Here is a 20,253-nt window from a genome sequence, read left to right as displayed (position 1 = left end):
ATATGACACCTGCACGCTGGGCCTTTGTGGCCACACTGGTTCTCACCCTGGCGACCTTGGCCTTCCCGCTGGCGTTGTTCGGCGCTCCGCCCGATCTGGGCAGTGCGCCGATGGCCGAGGGGTTCAAAACCCCGATCCTCGCCCTGGAGTTCGCCGAGGATGTTGGGGATATTGCCTTTCTGCAGGGCGAGGGGGCGGCGGCGCTGCGCGCCTGGCTGGTCGAGGTCCAGTTTCTCGACTGGTTCTTCCCGGTCGCCTATGCCGGTATGGCGGCGGTGTTCTTTCTTGGCATGGCCCTGCGCGGGCGATTTCTCGCCGCGGTCGGGGTCGGGCTGGCGCTGGCGACCATTCCGGCCGACTGGCAGGAAAATGCCACCATCAACGGCATTCTTGCCGAGATCGAAAATCCGCTGTGCAGCTCCGACATCGAACCGGCGGACGGGCGCGATGATGTCGTCCTGCGCGATTGCCTGCCGCGCGGCTATTTCGATGAAGCCAGCACGGAAGTCGAACTGGTTTCCTACGCCTTTGACAGTTTTCTGCCGGTGCGGGTCGAGATGCTGCGCATCGACACCTGGATCAAATGGGGGCTGATCGCTGCCTATGCCGCCTGGCTGGCCGCCATGCTGTGGATGGATCGGCGCCGCATCCTGGCCATTCCCGCGGCTGTTGGCGCGCTGTCCATCGCGGCGACCTGGATCAGCGGCTCGAACGGACATGTTGCTGAACTGATGGGCATACTGCTCATTCCGATGATGCTGACTTTCCCCATCGCCGCGGTGATGTATCTTCGCGACAAACCCGCCAAGACGGGGACGCCACAAGGTGAGGACGCTGCATGAAAGCCCTGGTCAAAGCCAAGCCGGAAGAAGGCATCTGGATGGAGGACGTGCCGGAGCCGCAAATCGGTCCGGATGATGTCCTGATCAAGATCAAACGCACCGCCATCTGCGGCACGGACATCCATATCTACAATTGGGACGACTGGGCGGCCAAGAATGTGCCGACGCCCATGGTGGTCGGCCATGAATATGCCGGCGAGATCGTCGACACGGGCTCGAACGTGACCCGGGTCAAGGTCGGCCAGCGTGTCTCCGGCGAAGGTCATGTGGTTGGCGTCACCAGCCGCGCCGCCCGCGCCGGACGTTTCCATCTCGACCCGGAAACCCGCGGTGTCGGGGTCAATATCCCCGGCGCCTTTGCCGAATACATGAAGCTGCCGGCCTTCAACGTCGTGCCGCTGCCCGAGGATGTGCCCGACGAGATCGGCGCCATCCTCGATCCGCTCGGCAATGCGGTACACACAGCGCTGCAGTTCGACATGATCGGCGAGGATGTGCTGATCACCGGCGCCGGACCGATCGGCATCATGGCCGCCGCCATTGCCCGCCATGTCGGTGCCCGACATGTCGTGTTGACCGATATCAACACCCATCGCCTGCACCTGGCCAGCCAGGTCGCGCCGAAGATCCGCACGGTCGATGTCTCGAAAGAGAAGATCGAGGATGTGGCCAAAGAGCTCGGCATGACCGAGGGCTTTGATGTCGGTCTGGAAATGTCCGGCGCGCCGCAGGCTTTCGGCTCGATGCTCAACAATATGGTGATGGGTGGCAAGGTCGCCATGCTCGGCCTGCCGTCCAAGCCGATCGAGGTCGATTTCGGCCAGCTCGTGCTCAAGGCGATCACGCTGAAGGGCATTTACGGCCGCGAAATGTTCGAGACCTGGTACAAGATGATCGCCATGCTCGAGAGCGGTCTCGACGTTTCGCGCATCATCACCCACCGCTACAAGGCCGATGAGTTCCAGAAGGGTTTCGACGCCATGCGGGCCGGCAAGTCCGGCAAGGTGGTTCTGGACTGGGATTGAGTGTGTCACCTCGCTTGGGCCGGGGAGGGTCCTGATGGGTATGGAAAAACGCGTACCGCTTGAAAACTACATTGAATATCCGCAAGCCGAGATGCGCGAGCGGGTCAGCCGGTTCACGCAGAACCTGTTGCGCCGGCGCACGGTGCGGGATTATTCCGACAAGCCGGTCGAGCGTGCGGTGATCGAACAGGCCATCATCGCCGCCGGTTCGGCGCCTTCAGGTGCCAATCACCAGCCCTGGCATTTTGTTGTGCTCAGCGACCCGGCCAAGCGTCGGGCCCTGCGTGAGGCGGCCGAGGCGGAAGAAGCGGCCTTCTACAATGGCAAGGCACCGCAGGAATGGCTCGATGCGCTGGCGCCGCTGGGCACCGATGCCAGCAAGCCTTTCCTCGAACATGCGCCGGTCCTGATCGCCGTCTTCGCCCAGAAGCGCGGTGGTGAGGAGATCGGCCAGGACAAGAAGAATTACTACATCCACGAGAGCGTCGGCATTGCCTGCGGTTTCCTGCTGGCGGCGCTGCACGAGGCCGGCCTGGTCACGCTGACCCACACGCCCAATCCGATGCGCTTCCTCAACGAGGTCTGCGAACGCCCGGCCGGGGAAAAACCCTACATGCTGATCGTCGGCGGCTATCCGGCCGAGGATGCGACCGTGCCAGAGCACGCCCTGGTCAAGAAGCGACTGGACGAGATCACGACCTGGCTTTGATGAGGGAATCCTGACGGTTGCAGGCAAGCGCGGTCAGGTCCGCCAGTTGAGATCGCCGGGGACTTCTAGGTCGGCAAAGTCGATGCGAATTACGCGCCGCGGCCGCAGTGAGCGGGATGCGAGGGATCGGTGCAGCGTGAGCATTGGTAGCACGATCGCGTCGCCCGCCGCACATTGAGGGGTGGTGGTCTGGCAGGATCGAGCGATTGCCTCGGCGTTATCGGCAGAAACCCGGCCATGCCGCGCGCTGTCCAATGCGATCTCCATCGCGCCATCGGCCTCTGCCGCATCATCCAGATGGAGGCGGACAAAGAGCATGCGAGCCAATACCGATTCCGGGGCTTCGCAGTGCCAGACACCGTCCTTCCGTGACCAGTTTTTGAACCCGTTGATATCAACTCGGTCGTGAACTGCGATGACGCGATCCTGATGCCACGGCACCGCCCAGTTTGTGTCGGCTATCTTGTTGAATGAAATCATGCGGACCGGCCGCATTTTCGGCCATATGGTGCGGATGCGCTTGCAGAGTGCCGCGATGCCTTTGCTCTCGTAGAGGGGCGCGCTTTCCTCAATCCGTCTGCCGGGTTGATCATGGTGCCCGACCATCTCGCGCATTGCGTGAAGTGCGCTTTGTGAAAGCACTTGGCGCAAAAGCCAAACCTCGCCGGCGGAGATATTCTCTTGGCTTGTTTGTGTAGGTGAAGGATGGGAAGAATCTGACATCGACACCGCTTGTACCGTGAAGGGCTGGGCGGGCGTAGGCCAAATTTAGCAGATGTCGCAGTGGCCATTGTTCGCCCAACAGACGCCCGGACCTGTAGGTCCAGGCGCCGTGCGGCTTATGCGGTGCTAGTCCAAGAAACGCGCCGCGATCCAGTCCGAGATAAGGTCCAGCGCGTGTGGGGCGAAGGTTTCTTCGATCTCGGCATATTCGGCGATGGTGCCGGTCTGCGCCGTCTGGAACATGTGATTGAGACCCTCCAGCTCCAGCACCGTGATGTCGGGATTGCCGGACAGGCCCGCTTCCAGCCCGGCCAGATTGGGGCCGGGGAGAACCTGGAGGTCGAGCGAACCGTTCACGGCCAGCACCGGCTGATCAACCTGCGGCAGATAGGCGGCCGGGTCGTGACGCAGGAAGTTGCGTTGCCAGGCGCGGACATTCTGGCTGACCAGCAGTTCGCGCTGCGCCGGTGCAGCGCCGAGCAGGGCGAGGGTCTCGTCGGTAAACAGTGCGTTCAGTGCCGAGCGGGCTGCCTCTTCATCCGCTGCCGCGCTCACCGTGCCGGTGATTTGCGGGATCAGGCGGGCCAGCACGTCCAGCTCTTCCTGGCTGCGGCCACCGGCGCGGGCTGCGGCCAATGACTGGTCCAGAATGATCTGCTCGCCGGTCGTACCGGGGCCGGCCAGCAAGACCAGGAAGGCGACTGCGTCATTATCAGCGGCGACAACCGGGGCAATCAGCCCGCCTTCGCTGTGTCCGATCAGCCCGATGGCGGAGGCATCGATCTCCGGCCGGGCCCGAAACCAGGCCAGCGCGGCCTCCGTATCGGAGGCGAAATCCATCGAGGTCGAGGACGCAAAATCGCCAGTTGATTCAGCAAAGCCGCGGTCATCATAGCGCAGCACGGCGATGCCATTGCGGGTGAGATGATCGGCCAGAACGGCGAAGGGGCGATGGGTCCACACGGTCTCGTCGCGATCCTGCGGCCCGGAACCGGAGATCAGGATGGCGGCGGGGAAGGGGCCGTCACCGGCCGGGAGGGTCAGCGTGCCGGCAAGGGTCACACCCTCGGCCTCCGGATTGTCGAAGCGGACCGGCTCGACGCGGTAGGGGAAGGGGCCGACCGGTTCCTGCGGGCGGTTGGGACCGGTCACGAGGTTGGCCGTGCGCTGAAAGCTGACCTCTGCGTCGGGAAAGCCCGGGCGGATCCATTGACCGGTCAGCATGTCGCCGCCCGCATCCAGCGTGCCGCGATAGGTCACATTGGCGGCCGGGATGCGAAAGCCGACTGCGTCACCGTCACGGGTGAACTCCGTGACCGGGATGCCATAGGCCGCCTGGGTGACGGAATCGAGCGTGATCTGGGTGCCGTCCTCGCCGGTTTCGATATTGAGGGTGAAAGCCAGTTCGGTCTCGCCGCGTGTCAGCATGCCTTCCCAGACACCGTCCATGCCGTCGATGACTGTCACCTCGACAGTCTCGGGCCGGGCAAATGCCAGGGGCAGGTTCATGCCCTGGCTGAACTCGCCTTCATAGCGCCGGGTCTGTTCATTCCATTCGCCGCTGTAGGACACGCCCATTGCGGTGATGGCGAAGCGCATCGCGTTGGCATCGATCGCAAACTCATCGATGGGAATTTTTTGGCCGGGCGCCTGGTCGAGGCTTTCCAGCTCGCCACGATGACTGCCATCGGGCTGTTCCGTGGCGGTGATCAACAAGCGTAATTCGCCGCCGGGCGTTGTCAGGACGCCGAGCCAGTCGCCGGATGGGGGGATATTCGGGCTGTTGTCGGCGGAGGCTTGGGCCATCGTGATCAGGAATGTGATCACGAGACCTGTCAGCCAGGGGGTGATGGTTCGGATAATCGGCATTTGGCCCTCCGGGATTTGGCCAGCCGGATGCATTCGCCTGCAATGAGGCGGGCAGCCGGTTGTGATGGATGGTTGGGCCCGTTGGCCGGGGACGGTTGGAGCCCGTTTACAACTCGATAATTAGCTAATGATCAAAATGAACGCAAGTTTTAATTCGAAATCGGTCTAAATGAGTGGCGCGTTCCGGACAAAAAACGCCCGGATCGTTGGGGGCGATCCGGGCGAAGCATTGTCCGGTTTGGGGCCGGTTGGGGTAGGCGCGTTTGCCAGGGCTGACCGTTGGGTGTGAGGCTGGGCGGTCAACCCGTGAGCGAGGTCTTGGGGAAACCTCTAGGCCCGCACGCGCCGGCGGATCGCTGTGAACGACCAGATGAAGGCGATGATCCAGCCGATGAAGGTCCAACCCAGAAGCAGATTGGTGAGGAAGATCGCGAACGTGTTGTCGTGACCGCGCAGGAGGCCGATCAGGGTCGGCAGGAAATAGGCCAGCAGACCAATCACCGCGACTTCACCACCCATGACGTAAACCTCCATTGTCCTGTCTCCTTTGCCCCCTCGGTCGTCTGTTCAGGGGCTTATCGAATTTCGATATGAATGTAGGTCGACGGCGCGGGGGGCACAAGGGAAAGGCAGGGGGGATTAATCCGATTTAAGTCCCGGGTCAGAAAGGATGTGGCGCGATGGCTGTCAGCCTCACCCGGCGAGGCGACGGTCTTCGCGGGGGGAGCGGTTGAATTTGCTGCGGTATTCGCGGCTGAACTGGGTCGGACTTTCATAACCAACCGCGAAGGCGATCGCGGAAATGCTGTCGCTGCCCTCGGCCAGAAGCCGCCGCGCCTCCATCAGCCGCATGGCTTTTTGATAGCGATGCGGCGTCGTGCCGGTCAGGGCACGGAAATGGGCATGGAAGGACGACGCGCTCATGCCGGCCTCACGCGCCAACGCGTCAATGCTCAAGGCCGATGCGAAATCGCGCCGGATGCGATGGATGGCCCTGGCGATACGCTCGGCATGGCTGTCGGTCTGCATCAGGCGGCGCAGCAAGCCGCCATTTTCGGCCCGCAACAATCGAAAATGGATTTCCCGTATGATGAGTGGTGCCAGGCTGCGGGCACCGGCCGGGTCTTCGCGCAGGGCGAACAGGCGCGCCATTGCATCCAGCAGCGCGTCATCGACAGGACCGACGGCGAGGGCGCTGCTGTGCGGGTCGGGGCGGGGCCGGTCCTGCGGGGATGCGCCGGTCGTCTCCAGCTCGGCTGACAATTCCCGCAGCAGACCGGTATCGATCGGGATTGCCAGGGCGAGATAGGGCGCCTGCGGTGATGCCGTGACCACACGACCCGCGGTCGGCAGGTCAATGCTGCAGATCAGACTGTCCCGTTCCGCGAAGGTGACGAGCGCATTGCCAAGGCAGGCTTGCTTTGCGCCCTGCAGGACAAGGCAGAACATGGGTTCGTAACGGATGGCCGAAAATTCGGCCGGTTGGCGAACGCGAACCAGGGTCAGACCGGCGACATTGCACAGCGATGGCTGATCTGAGAAGCCGTTCTTGTCAGCGTAAGCGAGCATGTCACGGCACAGCGTGGCGATATCGGTCATCATCCGGTCCTTCCCGGACCGGCCTACTGCGCCGATGGGCGATGGACAAGCCGGGCCGACGGCAAATTGCAGGATCAGGCAAGAATTGGCGAGGATGGGGCAGGCAGGGGCGACCGGTCGGGCGTAGGTCGGTGGGCAGCAACCGAGGAGTTCACATGTCTTCCAATCCCACCCCCATCATTCTGGTCACCGGCGGTAGTCGCGGGCTCGGGCGCAGCGCGGCCCTGCATCTGGCCCGGGCCGGGCTTGACGTCATCATCACCTATCGCCAGCAGGCGGCGGACGCCGACGCCGCCCTGTCCGAAATCCGCGCGTTGGGGCGCAAGGCTGCGGCCCTGCAACTCGATGTCGGTGATGTCGCGAGCTTTCCGGATTTTTCCGAGCGACTTGTCGAGACGCTGGACCAAGTCTGGAACCGCAAGGATTTCGACGGGCTGGTCAATAATGCCGGCATGGGCGCCAATGCCCCGATCCGCGATCTCGCCGAAGCCGATTTCGATGCCTTGATGAACGTGCATTTCAAGGGCGTGCTTTTCCTGACCCAACACCTCGAACCAATGCTGGTCGATGGCGGTCGGATCCTCAACGTGTCGACCGGTTTGACCCGGTTCACTTTCCCGGGGCTTGGCGCCTATGCGGCGATGAAAGGCGCGGTCGAAGTGCTGACACGTTACCAGGCGGTCGAATTCGGGGATCGCGGCATTACCGTCAATGTCTTGGCACCCGGCGCGATAGAGACCGATTTCGGCGGTGGATTGGTGCGCGACAATGCCGAGGTCAATGCCCATATCGCGTCGGTGACGGCCTTGGGCCGGGTCGGTCTGCCGGCCGATATCGGCAGCGCAGTCGCCGGCTTCATGTCGGGTGGTTTTGACTGGATGACCGGTCAGCGCATTGAAGTGTCCGGTGGCCAAAGCCTCTGACGGCCAACGAAAAAGCCCCGGCCGCTTGGCCGGGGCTTCATCATGTCGAGTGCGGTGTCAGGACCTATGCGTCAACCGTCGGGAATTCATAATCCTTGTAGATTTCCCGCAACTTGGTCTTGAGGATTTTGCCGGTCGCGCCGATCGGCATTTCCTCGATGAACTCGACCGCGTCGGGCAGCCACCATTTGGGCACCTCGCCGCGCAGATAGTCGATGATCGAGGCGGCATCCGGTTCGGCACCCGGCTTGAGCTGGACGACGAGCAGCGGACGTTCCTGCCATTTCGGGTGCGGCATGCCGACGGCGGCGGCCATGGCGACCGAGGGATGACCCATGGCGGCGTTTTCCAGATCGATCGAGGAAATCCATTCGCCGCCGGTCTTGATGACATCCTTGGAGCGGTCCGTGATGGTCATGAAACCGCTGCCGTCGAGATGCGCCACATCGCCGGTCTGGAACCAGCCGTCCTCGGTGAAGCTTTCGGCACCGGCACCGCGATAATAGCCTGAAGCGATCCATGGCCCGCGGACCTGGACATGACCGGAGGACTCGCCGTCCCAGGGGAGTTCCTTGCCTTCATCATCGACAATGCGCATGCCGACACCGAAGACGAGGCGGCCCTGTTTCAGCTTGACCTTGACGATCTCCTCGCGATCGAGACCTTCATGCTTGGGCAGAAGGACATTGACCGTACCCAGCGGGCTCATTTCGGTCATGCCCCAGCCTTGCTGCATGACCACACCATACTTGTCCTCATAGGCGCGCAGCAGGGCTTCGGGCAGCGCCGAACCGCCGATCAGAACCCGTTCGACACTGTCGATGCGCTTGCCTTCGGCCTCGAGATAATTGAGCAGGCCGAGCCAGACCGTCGGCACGCCGGCGACGTAATTGACGTTCTCGCCCTCGATCAGTTCGTGAATGGAGGCGCCGTCCATCTGGGCGCCGGGCATCACCAGCTTGGCGCCATTCATCGGCGCGGCGTAGGGAATGCCCCAGGCATTGACGTGGAACATCGGCACGACCGGCAAAATCGTGCCGCGAGCGCCAACGCCGATCACATCAGCGGCGGCTGATGCCATGGCATGCAGGACGGTCGAACGGTGCGAATACAAAACGCCCTTGGGATCGCCTGTGGTACCGGACGTATAGCACAAGCCGGCGGCGGCATATTCGTCGAAGACCGGCCAGTCGAAATCGGCCGGATAATCGGCGATCAGCTCTTCATAGCTCTTGCACTTGGTCTGGACGCCCTCGAGATGGGTCTTGTCGGTCATCAGAACCCAGTTCTTGACCGATTTGCACGCTTTCGAGATGGCGTCGATCAGCGGTGCGAATTGTTTGTCGAAGAACACCGTCTTGGACTGCGCATGGTCGAGCATCCAGATCAGCTGCTTGGGATCAAGGCGCGGATTGACGGTGTGGACGACGGCGCCGACCCCGGAAATCGCGTAGTAAAGCTCGAAATGGCGGTGCGAATTCCAGGCGATGGTGGCGACGCGGTCGCCCTCGCGGATTTTGAGTTTCTTTTGCAGGGCGTTGGCCAGCTGCTGCGTACGCTTGTAGGTCGTCGTGTAATTCTGGCGATGGATCTGGCCGCTCTCCGGCAGCCGCGTGACAATTTCCTGATCGCCATGGCATTTTGCCGCGTGAACCAGAATGTCCGAGATCATGAGCGGACAGTCCATCATGTGTGCGCGCAAAGTCATGTATTTCCCCTGATAATCAACCGTTGGTCCGTTTTTGTGTTTTGCCAATCAAACGGTCTAACGGGCCACGGCGCAATCCCTTTGCTCAATCGGTTTGAATTGCTTATGCGTTTTTTGCACATGAGGCGCCGCCCGGTGCTGCGATCTGTCGAGGAGTTCTGCCCGTGACCCATCCCGTCAACCTGCCGACCCATGCCGATATTCTCGATGCAGCGGGCAGGCTGGCCGGGCATGCGGTCGCCACGCCGCTTTTGCGCAATGACCGGCTCGACGCCGAGACGGGTTGTCGCCTGTTTGTGAAGGCCGAGTGCCTGCAACGCACCGGCTCGTTCAAGTTTCGCGGCGCCTTCAACCGCATTTCCCGGCTGGATGACGCCGAGAAAGCACGCGGCATTTTGGCCTATTCCTCCGGGAATCATGCCCAGGGCGTCGCGGCAGCAGCCAAGCTCAACGGCACCACCGCCAAGATCCTGATGCCGGCCGATGCGCCGCGTTCGAAGGTGGAGGGGGTCCTGTTCTGGGGCGGCGAAGTGGTGACCTATGACCGCGCTACCGAGAGCCGCGAAGCGATGGGGCTGGCGATCGCCGAGGCCGAGGGGCGCATTCTCGTGCCGCCTTATGAGGACCCCTACATCATTGCCGGGCAGGGCACGGCCGGTCTTGAAGCCGCACAGCAATTGCAGGCGCTCGGAGAAACGCCGGACATTGTGGTGTGTTGCGCCGGTGGCGGAGGTCTTATCGCCGGCGTCGGCTTGGCCATGTCCCACGCCTTCCCGGAAGTCGCGATATGGTCGGCGGAGCCGGAGGGGTTTGACGATCACAAGCGCTCGCTCGCCAGCGGCCAGCGCGAGACCAATACCAAGCTTACCGGCTCGATCTGTGATGCGATTATCACGCCGACGCCGGGCGCCCTGACTTGGGCGCTCAATTCAACCCAGCTGAGCGCTGGCGCCGCGATCTCCGATGACGAGGCGCTTGATGCCATGGCGGCTGCGTGGCGGCACCTCAAAATCGTCGTCGAGCCCGGCGGTGTCGCGGCGCTGGCGGCTGTGCTGTCCGGCAAGATGGATGTTGCCGGCAAGACAGTCTGCGTGCTCGCAACCGGCGGCAATGTGGATGCTGTAGTCTTTCAAAAAGCCCTCGACCGGGCTTGATGGCACACATGATACATGTGCCGGTCAGACCTGACCGGGCCCTGTTTGCGCTTACCCGGCCCGCTTGTTAACCTTCGTCCGAAAATCGGGGAGGTTGCATGCCTGTGTCGAGAACCGGGTACGCCTTTGGGATTGCTGCTGCGCTGGTCATTCAGGGTAGCGCGTCCGCGGCCTTTGCCCAGCCTTCCCCAGAATCCGTTGCCCCCTCTGGCGACGGGTCGGCCGAAATCCAGCCGTCGACCGAACCACCCCTGACCGATGCCGAGCAGGCGCTGTTGGACCAGATCCGGGCGGCCGGTCCGATTGAACCGAACTCTGACCGGCCTTGTCCGTTCGGGACTTACGGCCCGCCTTTGAATGTCCGCGACCCAGATGCCGGCGAGTCCGGGATCGAGATATTTGATCCCTGCGGCTTGCGGTTCACCGACCTGTCGGGGATCTGGGAGATGTCAGGCGGCTTCCAGCTGATTGCCTATCATGAGCGTCGCGGTGGTGAGCTGGCAATGCGCTTTACCCATGTCGATGCCGACCATGATTACTACCAGATATGGCGCTACATGTTTGGGGACGACTGGCTTCTCGGACAGGTCGCGCCAAATCTGATCGACCTTGTCGCGGTTATCCGGTTTCCCGAACGCATCCGCGAAACCTGTCCCGATCAATGGGAGACACCTTATCCGGTCCACGCCGTTTTCTTCGGCTACACAGACACGGGTCAGGTTCGGATCGGCGGCTCCCGAATACGGAACAATCTCTCAACCAGTTGTGAAACAAGCTATATCGAGACGGTGACGGATGTGTATGTCCGCACCGAAGCGGGGGTGCGGTCATGGACGGATTGACGCGACATGTGACACCGGTCCGGGCCGGTATCGCGGTAGTGATCACGCTCGGTTTGCTGCTCCTGGTGTTGATGGGTGGCGGGCAGGCCGGCCGTCAGCGCGACCTGTTGGCGCTTCTGCGTGCGGCGGAAGCAGACTATGCCGCGCCGGGCCTGACCGTGGCTGAAGCGGCGCCCGAGCTGGCAACGCCGGAGGCGATGCTCGCCTTTGTGCGCGATCGGGTCTGGCTGCAATCCTATGCCGGGCGCGGCCTGTCTCCTGACGATGTCCTTGTGCTGCGCGGCGGCAATTCAGCCGATCAGGCCATATTGCTGGCGGCGTTGCTGGACGTGCAGGGTTATCCTGTCCGGCTGCAGCGGGCTGATTGGCCTGATGCGGACCCGGTGCTTGGCACCGTCGAGAGTGATCGCCGGGACAGTCTCTCCGCGCTTTATGACGCGCTTGATGTCGACGAGGCGGCTGCCCGACAGTCTGCCTTGGCCGACGCTAGCGCCATCCCCGCCAATCTGCGCGCTGAGCTGGAACAAGCCGAAGCCCTTCTGGACACCTATCTCCGTGTGCCGATCGTGAACGGTGTCGAGCGGGCGAATCCTGATTGGGTCTGGGTCGAGTATCAGGTTGATGGAGAATGGCTGGTCGCGGATCCGGTCTTTCCGCACCTCGCGCGCCCCCGTTCTGCCTCCGCCTATGTTGATCCCGGCCTCACGCCTATCGAGTTGGCGCTTGATCTGGTGACGCCGGGTGGATCTCGCCAGCGCCTGCTCGACTGGGCCGGCCGAATGGCGGATGAACCGATTCTTCGTTTCCTCCCGGCAGCCCAGCTCGGGTCATTCCTGGATAGCGCGCCGGGCGCGGTCGATGTGCCGGCCTGGCGCCCGGTCATTTCGGGGGTCGGCGACCCCGTTGCCGGGCGTAGTTTTTCCACCGGCGGTGATTTGCTGCCGGTCCCGGGTGAGGGACCGCCGGACCTGGCCGCAGGCTTGCCACCCGCACCGGCGATCACACAGGCCACGCTGACCGGGATTGATACGGCCGACTGGCCGGAAGTTGGCCTGACGGTCCAGACCGATACCCCGGACGGGGCATACTGGTATGCGCCGCATCTTCGCCTGATGGTCGATGGCGCGCCTGTGACGCCGCGCATCCTGGCGCAGCCGCGGCGCGCGCCGCAGGTTGTCTTCATCACGGATGTGTCGCCCTCGATGATTGATGAGGGGCACTTGTTCTCGGCCGGCTTGCTCGGACGTGCCCTGGTTGAGTCCATGGGACGGATGGAGTCTTTCGTCGCGGTCTCCGCCGCCGGCGAGCCGGTTCTGGCCGCGGGCAACCAGCTCTACTTTCAGCGGCGCGATGCGGTGCTCGCCTATAATTCCGGTCTGGTCGTCCGCGACGGCGATGATTTACCGGCGGCGCTGCGGCTGGCAGCGGCCGAAGCCCGGGGGGAGGTGGTCTTCCTGGTCATGACGGATGGCGAGCTGGGCGATGCCGAGGCGGCGTTTCAGGCCGCGGTCGAGGCGCTGCCCGGGCGGGTCTTTGGCGTCGTGCCTGAATCGCAAACAGGCCGGTTCCAGCCTGTCTTCGATCAGGTCTGGGCGCTGCCGCCCGACGATCAGCCGGACGCGACAGCCGCCTCGATCCGGCGCGCCTTCGGGACCCAGTTGGAAATCCGATACACCGCCCCGCCGGGGCTTGCCGATGCGATTCAGAGCGTGGAGCTCTCGCTGGTCGAGGGCGGTGTGGCCGTTGATGGCGCGTATCCGGTGCCGGAGACGACCGTCCTGACATCTGCCCGTCTGGAATTGCAGGTGATGCGCGGTGGTCAAACGCTCGGCGGGCGACGGACGCTGATCGAGCTGGCGCGGGATGACAGCCAGGAGCAATTGCTGGGGAGTCGCGCCATCTTCTCGGGCGGCGGTCAATTTGCCCTCGAAGCCTTGTATCGCCGGTATTTTGCTGAATGGCGGGTCGAGTTGGAAACGCAACTGGCGCCGGATGCCGGCACGGCAGGCAGCTTGCCGGCCCCGGTGGGTCCGAGTCTGGATGCGCTGGCCGCAATCAACGGGCTGGTCGGGCAGGTCGACCGCTTATTGGGTGAGCGTGCGAGTCGCCTGGACCCGTTGGTGACCCTGCGCTCGGCTGTGGTTGATGTTCATGATGCCGAAAACGCGGATCTGGTGCGCGGTCTGGATGTCTTGCATGACGGGCATGCCCGGCATGCCGATGGCCGCGTGTCGCCGCGGCTCGGTCTGGCACTCGCGGTTGCCGAGGCACAGGTATTGGGTGGTCCGGGTGTCAATGCGCAGATGGTGGATAGCGATGAACTCGTCCTGATCAATCCCGACACGGCGATTCCGGACGCTTGGCCGGCGGCAGTCGGGCGGACTCTTGCCAATCAGGGGGGCAGTTTGCTGGCCACAGCCGATGGTCGAGCCGGATGGCTGATCAGTCGGGACGGTATGCTTCAGGCACGCTTGTTTGATCCCGACGCGAAGGGTGCGCGGGCGCGACAGGCGATCGCCGAATTCCAGCGCATTCGGAATATGCTCACCGTGCTGGGGATTACAGCCAGTGGAATCGGATCCCCGATGGGGGTGAGCGGCGCCCAGCTGGGCGGGCTGGTCGGCATACTCGACACCAATTTGCGCCTCTGGTGCTTTTCCACGGTGATGCTGGGCTTTGTCACGGACGCGATAGAGACCGGCGAGCTGGAGGCTGATGCCCAGGCCCAGGCGGCAGAAGGCTGTGAGATCAATCCCGATGACATCTATGCCGAATATTTCTCCGCCTTTGGAAAAGGGTTCATCACGGGTGCGATGGGCGACCGGGCCACCGATGCCGTCAAGGGGATTGCGGGCGGTACGCTGCCTGCCGTGACGGAGGCCCTGGTCAATACCGAAGCCGGCGTCCTGATCGAGATCAGTGGTATCGGTGACCCGATCGGCGATGCCATCCGCAACGCGGTCCATGACTGACTGTTCAGCGCTGCAATTGCCGGCCAAACGGTGTGAACATTGCCCGACCGACCGTCCGTAACGCTCCTGGCAGTGAGTTTGTGCCGTTCGGCGCGTTGGCGGCATGATGGCGGGGCTTTGGCGTGTCTGTGACGCATGTCTGGCGTGGCCAGCCGGCGGTCGGTCTGGTTTTTCGAGCCAATCGGATTACACAGCCTTTCAGGAGACGAGCATGGCTTTCAAGGCAGACGCCGCCAAAATCAAACGCTGGCGCGAGGAGCGTCATTGGTCACAGGAACACCTCGCCGAGCTGGCGGGCATCGGGCTGCGCACCGTCCAGCGTATCGAGAATGGCGAGCCGGCCTCCCGCGACTCGCTGATGGCGCTGGCAGCGGCGTTCAATGTCGAGGCGCTGGCGTTGTGTGTCGACCCGGAAGCGGAGGCCGTCGAGCGGATTCGGCAACATAAAGCCAAGGGGCGGGCGGCGCTGCAGCTGTCCTTCTGGATCCATCTGGCCAGCTATGTGCTCGGCATGGTGATTTTCGCGGGGATCAGTCTCGGCATGGGCGGTTTCGTGATGAAATGGCCCATGATCTGGTGGACGGTGGGAATCGTCGGGCACGCCTTCCCGGTTGTCCTGTTGGACATCGTGACCCGATACCAGGAACAGCCCTGAATTGTTGGTGATTGGATAATCGCGCCGAATTTTCACCTGTTTCGCGACGAGCCATGCTAACAGATTGCATGGCTCGTCTTTCGATCATGGACCGGATCGGCATTACGCTTGCCGGGGGCGCTCTCATTGCCGTCGGTGTGGTGATCCGTGCCGGTCTGCTCGACATTGCCGACCGCATGCCGCTCCATCGCGAAATCGGGACCGCTTTCCTGGCACTGGGTGTGCTGACCTTGCTGGCCAATGTCAGCGTCCGGGTGAAGTCCCTGGTGATCATTCTCATCACCGGCGGTTGGGCCGCCGCCGCGATTTGGGCGGCGGTGACGATGAGCGACCTCTTCATCCTGCAACGTGGCCTGATCGGTCTGACTGGTGTGCTGGCGGCGATCTTCGCGATCAGCTCGATCCCGAAACTGGTGACCGGTGAGGATGCGGCGGACTGACTCCGCCGCCTGACAGCCTCAAGCGGAGAAGCAAAGCTTATTGTTGTCGAGGTCCCGGACATAGGCCGAAAACATCGGTCCGCGCTCGCCGGGTTCACCCTCGCAGCGCCCCCCCAGTTCAAGGACCTTGCTGTGGAGACGTTTCACGGCGTCGACGGATCCGAGCGCGAAGCCGACCATGGTCCCGTTGCCATGGGTTGCGGGTTGTTCGTCGAACGGCGTGGCGACTGCAAAGGCAAAGCTGTCGCTCTGCCAGTAGGTCATCCTGTCATTCGACATCACCTGATTGATGCCGAACTCCTTGAAAAACGCATCATAAAACCGGGTCGCGGCGTCCTTGTCGTTCGTGCCGACGACGAAATAATTCATTTGCATGTCTTGCGCTCCTGTCTGCCAAGGCACCGTCCTGGTGTCTGACCCGAGGTGTATCGCCAAATAGGACATTTTATGTCTTATTTGTTTGATGGCGCGTTCGAATTCGAAAGACAGGCTGCGGCGGATCGACATGCTTGCCGTTCAGCTGAAGCAGGACGGCCTGTGCACGGTCGGGGATCTCGCTCGGCAGCATGGTGTCAGCGAGCGCACGATTGCCCGCGACCTGTTGCTCATGCGCGAGCAGGGTCTGCCGATCGACGCAGACCGCGGGCGCGGTGGCGGCGTGCGGCTTGACCGCAATTGGGGTGTCGGCCGGTTGAACCTGGCCTATGCCGAAGCTGTCGACCTGCTGATCAGTATCGAGGTGTCCGAACAGATGCGCTCGCCGATGTTTCTGGCCAGTTTGGGATCGGTGCGGCGACAGCTTGTGGCGTCCTTCTCTCCGGAAAAACGCAACAAGGTGACCCGGATGAAGTCCCGGATCCTGATTGGCGATACGGCCTCTACCTATGTCCAGTCGGGTGTCGCTGCGCCGCCGAAAAGCGTTGTGCAGGCCCTGCATCAGGCTTTCATGGATCAGGAAATTCTGGCGATCAAATACCGGCGCGAAGACGGCAAGGCGTCCGAACGGCAGATCGAACCTCACTATCTCCTGCTGAAATACCCGGTCTGGTATGTGGTCGCCTTCGATCATCTCCGGGACGCGTCGCGTGTGTTCCGATGCGACCGGATCCTGTCGGCCAGACGGACTGGCACGCCATTCAGCCTGCTGCCGAAGGACGCGTTCGCGTCCTCGCTGGATGGCAATGATCTGCTGGTTTGACCTGTGGACGCGCCGTCTACTCGTCCGGGTCGACCATGATCCGCACCGGCATGCCGCCGCGTTGCAAATCATCCTCGATCAATAGCGGCACCGCAGCGTCGTCATTGAGGCGCGAGCGGTAGACCTGCAGGTTTTCCATCACGCGCTGGACGTAATTGCGGGTCTCGGAGAAGGGGATGCTCTCAACCCAGTCGACCGGATCGACATCGGGGTCGCGCGGATCGCCATAATCCCGGATCCAGCGATTGGCCCGGTGCGCGCCGGCATTATAGGCGGCCAGGGCGATCACATAGGAGCCGTCATAATCGTCCACCACCTCGGCCAGATGGTGCATGGCGAGGGTGAGATTATAGTCGAGATCATCGGTCAACCAGCTGAAGCGATAGGTTTCGCCCAGGTCGCGGGCTGTTGCCCGGGCCGTCGCTGGCATCAATTGCATCATGCCGCGGGCGCCAGCACCGGAGATGGCGTGCTGCCCGAACTCGGTTTCCTGACGAATAATGGACAGGGTCAGGGCGTCTTCCGGGCGTTGGGCGCGGGCGTTGGTCTGTGGCGGCAGGGTGATGGTCGGATAGGCGCTCTGCGGCAGGATGATGCCGCGCAGGCGGGCGGCCTTGGCGGCGCGCACCGATTGGCGCAGATAGAGGTAATTGCTGGCCAGGCGTGACAGCAGCACGGCCTCTTGCGGATCGGTCAGCTGATCGTCCAGGCGATAGCTGAACAGGCGGAAATAATATTCCTCATTCTGCTCGGCGAGCAGGCGCATGGCGCGTACCAGCGGACGCGCCTCGAAACGCACAATGGTTTCAGGCGTCGGTTCCGGATCACGTTCCAGGCTGAGCTGGCCGCTGGTATCGGTCAGCTGCGTCAGTGCGATCTGGCCGTAATAGGCCGTCGAATGCTGACCGGCTTCGGCATAGAGAATGGCTGCTTCGTCAGAGCGGCCGAGCGTGTCGAGCGCGCGCGCCATCCAGTAGGAACCGCGCGACTGGCTGACCGGGGTCGAGACATTGTCGCGCAGCCGCGTGAAATGGGCGAGGGCTTCGTCGGCCCGGTCGAGATGGACCAGGGCGAGCCAGCCGGCGAGGAATTCGGCGTCGGCGAAATCGGCGCCGGAATTCATGCCATGGGCGCGCGCCAGCTGGTAGGCCGTGTCGAACTCCTGGTCGCGGATCAGCGTCAGGATCATCAGCTTGCGCTCGGTCCACATCAGTTCGAGCGCGGTGACATCGGTGTGGCTGTCGGGCAGTTGCAGCAGCAGGGGCAGGGTCGAATCCCGCATCCCCGAACGGCGGCGCCAACGTGCCCGTTCAAAGACCAGTCCGGGGTCGTTGGACAGGCTGGCCGGAATACGGTTGACGGCGCGATCAACACCGCTTTGTCGACCGGCAAGGCGCAGGCGGGCATCGGCCAGATCGCGATTACTGCCGGACAGGAGCGGAAGGACGCGGCGCGCCAAGGTGCGTTGGTTGGACCAGATCAGATAGTCGATCCGGGCCATGTGGTCCTCTTCGGTGAACAGGTCGCTATGACGTTGATAGGTGTCGCTTTGCACCGTGCTGGCCAGATAGCTTGACCGCCAGGTCTCGCGCAGCAGGTTCTCGCCTTCACTGACACGTCCGACCCCGATCAGCGCTTCGGCATAGCTGATACTGCCGCGCCCGGTGGTCGGTGGCGTGTCTTCAAACCAGGACACGATGAAGGGGGCTGTCAGGCCGGATGTGGAAATCTTCGACTCGGCCTCGGAGCGGATGAAACTGTCGCGCGGCCAATTGTCGAGTTCGCTCAGGGCGAGGTCGAGTTCGAGAAAACTGGAGCGGGCATCGCCCAGGGCGATCCGCCACAACAGGATGTCGCGCGCAGCCGTGTCGGTCAGTTCCAGGCGCAGCTCGCGCACACGCTGCCAGTCCTCATCGTCGGCAGCATCAAGACCTTCGCGGAAACGGGTAAAGTCCGCATCCGAGAGATATTGCGAAAAATTCAGCGGTTCCGGACGGATACGAGGCGTCGGAATCTGCGCATCGGCGGGAACCGAAACGGCAATCAACACAAGCGCGGCAAAGCAACGTGCGATCATGGCAAACGGGACACTCTCTGATCGACTGGGACGCATATCATCACAGCAAATCCTGTCGCCTGTCCAGCCTTGACAAGAACACTTGGCCGTGTGCGACGCGGTCGATATGGTCGCGCGCTGATTTGGCCGTATCCGGGAATGAAACATGTTCAAAGGGTCCATTACTGCGCTTGTCACCCCATTCAAGAATGGGGCCGTTGACGAGGCTGCTGTCGCGGCGCTGGCCGAGCGCCAGATTGCTGCCGGTACGCATGGCCTGGTCCCCTGTGGCACAACCGGGGAAAGCGCCACGCTGACCTTTGAAGAACACATGCGCGTCGTCGAGATCGTGGTCGAGACCGCGGCTGGCCGGGTGCCGGTCATTGCGGGAACGGGGTCCAACAACACTGCCGTCGCGATCGAGAACCAGCGCCGTGCCAAGGAGATCGGCGCCGATGCCGGCCTGGTGGTCGCGCCCTATTACAACAAGCCGAATGCCGAAGGCCTCTACCAGCACTTCAAGGCTATCCACGACGCCGTCGATCTGCCGATCGTGCTGTATAATGTGCCCGGTCGCACCGTGGTCGACATCCTGGCCGAGACCGTGGCCCGGATCGCGCAGCTGGAGCGGGTGGTCGGCATCAAGGATGCGACCGGCGACATGGCGCGCGTATCGGCCCATCGGCGCCTTGCCGGCGCGGATTTCGTGCAGTTGTCCGGCGATGACCCGTCGGCGCTCGGCTTCAACGCGACCGGCGGTGTCGGTGCGATCTCGGTGACCTCGAATGTGGCGCCGGACTTGTGTGCGCAGTTCCAGGACGCCACATTGGCCGGAGACTGGGAGGCAGCGCGGACGCTCAATGACCGCCTGATGCCACTGCATCACGCGCTGTTCACCTCCTCCAGCCCCGGGCCGACGAAATATGCCATGTCGGTGCTGGGTGTCATGAATACTGAGCTGCGCCTGCCAATGACCGAGCCGAATGAGGCCTCGAACGCGGCGGTGAGGGCAGCGCTCGTCCATGCCGGCCTGCTTGACCAGGCCTGATTGAAAGCGCCATGAGCAAACCGAAATCCGAGACCGGACCTGTCGCCGTTAACCGGCGCGCCCGTTTTGACTATGAGATTGAAGAGACCTTCGAAGCCGGCCTGATGCTGATGGGGTCGGAGGTCAAATCCCTGCGCGAGGGCCGCGCCAATATCGCCGAGAGCTATGTCAGCCCGGAGCGGGAGGGGCTGTGGCTGATCAATGCCGACATCCCGCCCTACGGGCCGGCCAACCGTTTCAACCACGAACCCAAACGGCACCGCAAACTCCTGTTGAAGGCCAAGGAAATTGCCAAGCTTACCGGTGCAGCGACGCAGCAGGGCCGAACGATTGTCGCCTTGCGTCTCTATTTCAACGGGCGCGGCCTGGCCAAGCTCCAGATCGGGTTGGCGACGGGGAAAAAGAACGTCGACAAGCGCCAGACGATCAAGGATCGCGAGTGGAACAAGCAGAAGTCGCGGCTGATGAAGAATTACGGCTAGCCGCACAT

19 protein-coding genes are annotated in these 20,253 nt (G+C 62.8%); 12 read left to right on the top strand and 7 right to left on the bottom strand.

The window, feature by feature from the left end:
• The first annotated feature begins 2 nt into the window (after positions 1 to 2).
• Genes AWH62_RS11540 through AWH62_RS11530 form a run of 3 tightly spaced genes read left to right on the top strand, consistent with a single transcriptional unit; the run spans position 3 to position 2,576 of the window.
• Complete coding sequence (locus AWH62_RS11540) at positions 3 to 842, top strand: hypothetical protein (protein WP_075190658.1); 840 nt, start codon at positions 3 to 5, stop codon at positions 840 to 842.
• Positions 839 to 1,867, top strand: coding sequence for an L-threonine 3-dehydrogenase (gene tdh / locus AWH62_RS11535; protein ID WP_075190657.1), 1,029 nt, complete (start codon positions 839 to 841; stop codon positions 1,865 to 1,867). Before AWH62_RS11540 ends, tdh begins: the two co-directional genes overlap by 4 nt.
• A gap of 40 nt (positions 1,868 to 1,907) precedes the next feature.
• Complete coding sequence (locus tag AWH62_RS11530) at positions 1,908 to 2,576, top strand: nitroreductase family protein (RefSeq protein ID WP_083635163.1); 669 nt, start codon at positions 1,908 to 1,910, stop codon at positions 2,574 to 2,576.
• Positions 2,577 to 2,609: 33 nt separating this feature from the next.
• Here AWH62_RS11530 and AWH62_RS11525 read toward each other — a convergent pair whose 3' ends face one another.
• The 4 genes from AWH62_RS11525 to AWH62_RS11510 form a co-directional block, all read right to left on the bottom strand.
• Entirely contained in the window at positions 2,610 to 3,299 is a 690-nt protein-coding gene (locus AWH62_RS11525) for a phytanoyl-CoA dioxygenase family protein (protein ID WP_083635162.1), read from the bottom strand.
• Between the two features lie 126 nt (positions 3,300 to 3,425).
• Positions 3,426 to 5,168 carry a S9 family peptidase gene (locus AWH62_RS11520; protein ID WP_083635181.1) on the bottom strand — a complete coding sequence of 581 codons (1,743 nt, stop codon included), beginning with the start codon at positions 5,166 to 5,168 and terminating at the stop codon, positions 3,426 to 3,428.
• A gap of 330 nt (positions 5,169 to 5,498) precedes the next feature.
• Entirely contained in the window at positions 5,499 to 5,702 is a 204-nt protein-coding gene (locus tag AWH62_RS11515) for a superinfection immunity protein (protein WP_075190654.1), read from the bottom strand.
• A gap of 159 nt (positions 5,703 to 5,861) precedes the next feature.
• Entirely contained in the window at positions 5,862 to 6,767 is a 906-nt protein-coding gene (locus AWH62_RS11510) for an AraC family transcriptional regulator (RefSeq protein ID WP_158025620.1), read from the bottom strand.
• Between the two features lie 155 nt (positions 6,768 to 6,922).
• On the opposite strand from AWH62_RS11510, the gene AWH62_RS11505 reads away from it, so the two are divergent.
• The gene (locus AWH62_RS11505; RefSeq protein ID WP_075190652.1) at positions 6,923 to 7,690 is read left to right on the top strand and encodes an SDR family NAD(P)-dependent oxidoreductase; all 768 of its coding nucleotides are present in this window, start codon (positions 6,923 to 6,925) and stop codon (positions 7,688 to 7,690) included.
• A gap of 64 nt (positions 7,691 to 7,754) precedes the next feature.
• Here AWH62_RS11505 and AWH62_RS11500 read toward each other — a convergent pair whose 3' ends face one another.
• Positions 7,755 to 9,398 carry a long-chain-fatty-acid--CoA ligase gene (locus tag AWH62_RS11500; protein ID WP_075190651.1) on the bottom strand — a complete coding sequence of 548 codons (1,644 nt, stop codon included), beginning with the start codon at positions 9,396 to 9,398 and terminating at the stop codon, positions 7,755 to 7,757.
• Positions 9,399 to 9,562: 164 nt separating this feature from the next.
• Here AWH62_RS11500 and AWH62_RS11495 point away from each other — a divergent pair, with 164 nt between their 5' ends.
• The 5 genes from AWH62_RS11495 to AWH62_RS11475 all read left to right on the top strand — a co-directional run bounded on the left by AWH62_RS11495 (position 9,563) and on the right by AWH62_RS11475 (position 15,461).
• Positions 9,563 to 10,552, top strand: coding sequence for a threonine/serine dehydratase (locus AWH62_RS11495; protein ID WP_075190650.1), 990 nt, complete (start codon positions 9,563 to 9,565; stop codon positions 10,550 to 10,552).
• 98 nt (positions 10,553 to 10,650) lie between these two features.
• Positions 10,651 to 11,394 carry a hypothetical protein gene (locus AWH62_RS11490; protein ID WP_075190649.1) on the top strand — a complete coding sequence of 248 codons (744 nt, stop codon included), beginning with the start codon at positions 10,651 to 10,653 and terminating at the stop codon, positions 11,392 to 11,394.
• Complete coding sequence (locus AWH62_RS11485; RefSeq protein ID WP_075190648.1) at positions 11,382 to 14,366, top strand: hypothetical protein; 2,985 nt, start codon at positions 11,382 to 11,384, stop codon at positions 14,364 to 14,366. The genes AWH62_RS11490 and AWH62_RS11485 overlap by 13 nt, the downstream gene beginning before the upstream one ends.
• Before the next feature lie 211 nt (positions 14,367 to 14,577).
• A complete protein-coding gene (locus AWH62_RS11480; protein WP_075190647.1) occupies positions 14,578 to 15,021 on the top strand; it encodes a helix-turn-helix domain-containing protein in 444 nt (147 codons plus the stop codon).
• Positions 15,022 to 15,089: 68 nt separating this feature from the next.
• On the top strand, positions 15,090 to 15,461 hold the full coding sequence (locus AWH62_RS11475) for a hypothetical protein (protein ID WP_143743031.1): 372 nt from the start codon (positions 15,090 to 15,092) through the stop codon (positions 15,459 to 15,461).
• 18 nt (positions 15,462 to 15,479) lie between these two features.
• Here AWH62_RS11475 and AWH62_RS11470 read toward each other — a convergent pair whose 3' ends face one another.
• On the bottom strand, positions 15,480 to 15,836 hold the full coding sequence (locus tag AWH62_RS11470; protein WP_075190645.1) for a VOC family protein: 357 nt from the start codon (positions 15,834 to 15,836) through the stop codon (positions 15,480 to 15,482).
• 130 nt (positions 15,837 to 15,966) lie between these two features.
• Here AWH62_RS11470 and AWH62_RS11465 point away from each other — a divergent pair, with 130 nt between their 5' ends.
• On the top strand, positions 15,967 to 16,659 hold the full coding sequence (locus AWH62_RS11465) for a YafY family protein (RefSeq protein WP_233128313.1): 693 nt from the start codon (positions 15,967 to 15,969) through the stop codon (positions 16,657 to 16,659).
• Positions 16,660 to 16,675: 16 nt separating this feature from the next.
• Here AWH62_RS11465 and AWH62_RS11460 read toward each other — a convergent pair whose 3' ends face one another.
• Positions 16,676 to 18,736, bottom strand: a complete 2,061-nt coding sequence (locus tag AWH62_RS11460) for a lytic transglycosylase domain-containing protein (RefSeq protein WP_075190644.1) — start codon at positions 18,734 to 18,736, stop codon at positions 16,676 to 16,678.
• Between the two features lie 145 nt (positions 18,737 to 18,881).
• Here AWH62_RS11460 and dapA point away from each other — a divergent pair, with 145 nt between their 5' ends.
• Positions 18,882 to 19,763 carry a 4-hydroxy-tetrahydrodipicolinate synthase gene (gene dapA, locus AWH62_RS11455; protein WP_075190643.1) on the top strand — a complete coding sequence of 294 codons (882 nt, stop codon included), beginning with the start codon at positions 18,882 to 18,884 and terminating at the stop codon, positions 19,761 to 19,763.
• A gap of 11 nt (positions 19,764 to 19,774) precedes the next feature.
• A complete protein-coding gene (gene smpB, locus AWH62_RS11450) occupies positions 19,775 to 20,245 on the top strand; it encodes an SsrA-binding protein SmpB (protein WP_075190642.1) in 471 nt (156 codons plus the stop codon).
• Positions 20,246 to 20,253: the final 8 nt, after the last annotated feature.

This window comes from Maricaulis sp. W15 (genome assembly GCF_001924955.1).
GTDB lineage: Bacteria > Pseudomonadota > Alphaproteobacteria > Caulobacterales > Maricaulaceae > Maricaulis > Maricaulis maris.
Note: the sequence above shows the minus strand (reverse complement) of the source record. Positions and strands in the feature narration are given on the sequence as shown.